Source organism: Actinoplanes sp. NPDC051633, assembly GCF_040681735.1.
Lineage (GTDB): Bacteria > Actinomycetota > Actinomycetes > Mycobacteriales > Micromonosporaceae > Actinoplanes.
This window is the reverse complement of the sequence record NZ_JBFAZH010000661.1, coordinates 1-4,421: the sequence shown is the minus strand read 5'-3', so window position 1 is coordinate 4,421 and position 4,421 is coordinate 1. Positions and strand designations below refer to the sequence as shown.

Sequence of the window (4,421 nt, the reverse complement as noted above, 5' to 3'; positions counted from 1 at the left end):
GACCGCGAGCGGCAGCGGCTCCAGCCCGCGCGCGCCGAGCGTCCGCCGGTTGGTCGCGTCCCAGCTCGTCAGCCACCGCTCGACCTGCTCGTCGTCGAACGGCTCCAGCCGCACCGCCAGCCCGTCGTCGGGCAGCCGCGCCCGGTCGGCCACCGCGAGCCGGCTGGTCACGATCACCGCCACCGGCCGGCCCTGCACCGCCTCGCGACGCTGGAACTCGGCCACCCGGCGCAGGTAGTCCGACTGGTGGATGCCGGTGGCCTGCAACAGCTCGTCGAAGCCGTCCAGCATCACCACCGGCAGCGCGCCGCCGGCACCACGGGCGAGGTCGGCCCAGGCCACCGTCTCGCCGATCGCGTTCCGCAGCGCGTACTCGATCTGGTCCTGGATCTCCGCCTCGGCCGGCACCTCGCGCAGCACGACCCGGACCGCCAGGAAGTCGGCGGCCGGCAGGCGGGCGGCGAGGATCCGGGTCAGCGCCGACTTGCCGGCGCCCGGGTGTCCGAGCAGGAGCATCGGCGCGACCGTCGCCCACGGGGTGAGCAGGTAGCGCACCAGGAAGGCGGACAGGTCGCCGCGCGGCTCGGCGTCCCACCACTCGAAGTCGGCCGGCCGCGAACCGGCACCGCACGACTTCGCCTGGAAGCGCGCGTCCACGTAGGCGTCACCCAGAAGCGGGATGGTCAGGCCGCCCCCGTCGGTGCCGAGGATCGGCCGGTCCAGCTCGGCCCGGTACGAGGCGGCCAGCGCGGCCCGGTGCCGGGTCGGATCCTGACCGGACGTGACCCGGCGCAGCGCCGCCTCCAGCCCCAGCAGTCCCCGGCCCACCGCCCGCGACTCGGCCCGGTCCACCCACACGGCGAACTCCGGCACGTCCACGGCCAGCCGACGATGGGCCTGTTCGTAGTGCGCCACCGCTCGCTGCGGCAGCCGTTCCTCCGCCAGTGTCCGCACGGCTCGGCGGGCGCGTTCGTCGGCCCGGTCCCACTCGGCCAGCCCGGTGAGGTGCCGGCCGAACCATTCGGCCGAGGAGCGGTACCACTGCAGGAGGTTGCCGAGCAGCGTGTCGTAGGTCGTCTCCGGCGACGGCGCCGGCAGCGAGTCGCCGAGCAGGGCGTCGAGCCAGTCGCCGGCCAGCGGCGTGCCGGTGACCAGCACCAACTGGTCGTCGCGGGTGAGCGACGGTGGCGGGAACTCGGCCGCCACCACGATCTCGTCCAGCGCCTCGAAGAAGGCGGTGACCACGAGGATGGCGTGCGCGGCCTCCAGGCGCAGGTTGCGGTCATAGCGACCCTGTCCGCGTACCGCGTCGTGGAGTTTGCCGGCGGCGATGCGCCCCAGCCGGACCATCTCGGCCTTGGCGTCGAAGAAACTCAGCGCCGCCTCGCTGCCGCCCAGGGTGGCCACCGACAGCGCGCCGCCGAGCAGGTTGTCGATCGCCTGGACCGCCGGGCTCGAGCCGCCGAGCAGCTTGACGGCGTCGGAGTAGCGCAACCGGGAGGGCATCGCACCATCATGGAGGTCGCCGCGGCGTTTGGGTAAGCCGCCCGGGGGCACCCCTTGGATCATGAGTGACGAGCGCGAAGAGGTCGAGCGCGAGATCGGCCACGGCGAGTACGGTCCGGGCGTCCTGGACGAGCCGGGGACCTACCGGCCCGAGCACGGCGACGACGACGCCGGCCTGTCCAGCACCCTCGCCGCGGGCACCGACACCGAGCAGTTGCGCGACGGCGGTCCGACCGAGACCCCGGGCGTCGCGACCACCACCGGAGGCACGGCCGGGCCGAACAGCTTCAAGACCCCGCCGCGCTCCGGCCCGGGTGTCGCCAACACGAGCGCGGGCGAGGACGCGAGCTGATCGGCTAACCTCGCGCGGGTGACGGACCACCCGCTGGCCTCCGGCCAGGAGGCCGATGTGTACGCGCTGGACGACCATCGGGTGCTGCGCCGCTACCGGCGGGTCACCGACTGCACCGCCGAGGCGGAGCTGATGCGGTATGTCGGCGGGCTCGGCTATCCGGTGCCCGAGGTGCACCGTGCGAGCGGCTCCGACATGGAGATGGAACGCCTCGACGGACCGACGATGGCCCAGGCCATGGTGAGCGACGGCATCGGCATGCGGGACGCTGCCCGGATGCTGGCCGACCTGCTACGGCGGTTGCACGAGCTGCCGCCGCTGCCCGGCGGATCCCGCCGGATCCTGCATCTGGACCTGCACCCCGAGAACGTGATGCTGACGTCGCGCGGCCCGGTCGTGATCGACTGGGTCAACGCCCGCGACGGCGAGGCGGACCTGGACACCGCGTTGAGCGCGCTGATCGTGGCCCAGGTCGCGACCGACGGCAGCCATCCCTGGGCCGCGCCGGCCGCCGACTTCCTCGACGTGTTCCTGGAGGTCGCTCCCGGCAACCCGCGGCGTCTCCTGGACGAGGCGGTCCCGCTGCGGATGCGCCAGCAGCGGATGGATACGCCGGAGCCGTTGAGGTCGGCCATCGCGCGGGTGCGGGGGGACTGATGCGGGCACTGGTGCAGACCGTCAGCCGGGCGAGCGTGACGGTGGCCGGCGAGGTGGTCGGCTCGATCGGGACCGGCCTGCTGGTGCTGGTGGGGGTCACCCACGACGACACCGGGGAGAAGGCGGCCACGCTGGCCCGCAAGGTGCATGAGGTGCGGTTGCTGCCGGGCGAGGCGTCGGCCGCCGACCTGGGCGCGCCGCTGCTGGTGGTCAGCCAGTTCACGCTGTACGGCGACGCACGCAAAGGGCGACGGCCGACGTGGTCGGCCGCCGCCCCGGCGGAGATCGCCGAACCCCTGGTCGAGGCGTTCGTCGACGCGTTGCGGGCGCGCGGCGCGACGGTGGAGACCGGGCGCTTCCGCACGCAGATGCGGGTGGAGAGCGTGAACGAGGGTCCGAACACGCTCCTCCTCGAGCTCTAGAAGAACAGCCCGCGGCGCTGGGCGGACTGGCGCAGCCAGTTGTCCAGCTGCCCGGCCCAGTCAACCTGGTCGACGGTGCTGTAGTCGATGTCGAAGCGGCCGAACGCGTCGTGTCCCTCGGTGAAGAGCCCGCCGCGCTTGTCGATCTCGAGCACCACCTGCAGCACCTGCGGCGTCGGCAGGAAGGTCAGCTCGAGCTGGGTGATGCCGCTCGCGTACGCGGACGGCGGGTAGAACTCGATCTCCTGGTAGAACGGCAGCTGCTGCTGCACGCCGTACACCCGGCCGCGCTCGACGTCGGCCCGGCTGAACCGGAAACCGAGCCGCAGCAGCGCCTCGAGGATGCGCTCCTGGGCCGGCAGCGGATGCACCGCCACCGCGTCCAGGTCGCTCTTGTCGACGGCGCGGGCCACCTCGAGCTCGGTGGTCAGGCCCATGGTCATGCCGTGCAGATGCTGGCCGTAGACCTCGGTGATCGGGGTCTCCCACGGCACGTCGAAGCGGAACGGGATGTCGTGCTTGGCGCCCGGGTCGAGCCGGAACGACCCGGTCAGCCGCTGACGGTGGAACTCCTGGTCGGTGTTGTACTCGCTGTCGCCGCTCTCCACCTCGACCCGGGTGATCAGGCCGACCGCCACGTACTCGATGTCGGTGGCGTGCTCGCCGCCCATCACGTGGACCTGACCCTCGAGGTAACCGCCGGGACGGCAGTTGGGGTTGGCGAGCACCGTTTCGACGGACGGTCCCCCGACGCCCATCGCCTGCATCAGCTTCTTGAAGACCACGTGTGCCCTTTCCTCGATTTGCGTGACAACAGAGTATCGGCTGATCACCAGGGGTGAAGGCATGTGATCGGTCCGGATATGTCATATCGATCCGGACACTCCTGTCGGGTACTTGACCTCAGGGTTCTCCCGGATTAGTGCCACGACGACGCTTGCCTCACCTCCGCTTAACGCGCCCCGGTCCAAGCTGTGATCACCGGCACGAATGCGGCTGGGAACGCACGACACGGTTAACGCGGGGAGGGGACTCGAGGTGGTCCTGCAGATGAAGTCGACGGAGTCCGCGGCGGTTATGTCCGCCGAGAACATCATGACCGACGGTGTCGAGCCGCTGGCCGATCTGGACGCGACCGACGAGCGGGGGGTGTCCGCGGATCTGGTGCGGGCGTACCTGAACGGCATCGGGCGCACCAAGCTGCTGACGGCGGTCCAAGAAGTCGACCTCTCCAAGCGCATCGAGGCCGGCCTGTACGCGGAGGAGAAGCTGGCGGACGCGTCCGACGACCTCCGGCCCCTGCTGGCGATCGTCGTCCGCGAGGGCCGGGTCGCGAAGAACCACCTGCTGGAGGCCAACCTCCGCCTGGTGGTGAGCATCGCGAAGAGGTACACCGGCCGCGGCATGGCCTTCCTCGACCTGATCCAGGAGGGCAACCTCGGCCTGATCCGCGCGGTCGAGAAGTTCGACTACACCAAGGGCTA

General features: G+C 71.4%; 5 protein-coding genes and 1 pseudogene. 4 read left to right on the top strand and 2 right to left on the bottom strand.

The annotated features are described in order from the left end of the window. Positions 1–1,506 (bottom strand): annotated as a pseudogene (locus AB0M20_RS29135) (hypothetical protein); the annotation flags it as partial. A gap of 61 nt (positions 1,507–1,567) precedes the next feature. On the opposite strand from AB0M20_RS29135, the gene AB0M20_RS29130 reads away from it, so the two are divergent. Genes AB0M20_RS29130 through dtd form a run of 3 tightly spaced genes read left to right on the top strand, consistent with a single transcriptional unit; the run spans position 1,568 to position 2,937 of the window. Further along, positions 1,568–1,858 carry a hypothetical protein gene (locus tag AB0M20_RS29130; protein ID WP_364303513.1) on the top strand — a complete coding sequence of 97 codons (291 nt, stop codon included), beginning with the start codon at positions 1,568–1,570 and terminating at the stop codon, positions 1,856–1,858. 18 nt (positions 1,859–1,876) lie between these two features. Further along, positions 1,877–2,515 (top strand): phosphotransferase, encoded by a 639-nt coding sequence (locus AB0M20_RS29125; protein WP_364303512.1) that lies wholly within the window; start codon positions 1,877–1,879, stop codon positions 2,513–2,515. Beyond that, a complete protein-coding gene (gene dtd, locus AB0M20_RS29120) occupies positions 2,515–2,937 on the top strand; it encodes a D-aminoacyl-tRNA deacylase (protein ID WP_364303511.1) in 423 nt (140 codons plus the stop codon). Before AB0M20_RS29125 ends, dtd begins: the two co-directional genes overlap by 1 nt. On the opposite strand, the gene AB0M20_RS29115 is transcribed toward dtd, so the two are convergent. Further along, entirely contained in the window at positions 2,934–3,722 is a 789-nt protein-coding gene (locus AB0M20_RS29115) for a sporulation protein (protein ID WP_364303510.1), read from the bottom strand. The two genes, dtd and AB0M20_RS29115, sit on opposite strands and share 4 nt — an antisense overlap. A 292-nt stretch (positions 3,723–4,014) precedes the next feature. Here AB0M20_RS29115 and AB0M20_RS29110 point away from each other — a divergent pair. Further along, positions 4,015–4,421, top strand: a 407-nt coding sequence (locus AB0M20_RS29110; protein ID WP_364303514.1) for a sigma-70 family RNA polymerase sigma factor, incomplete at its 3' end; no start/stop codon positions are given.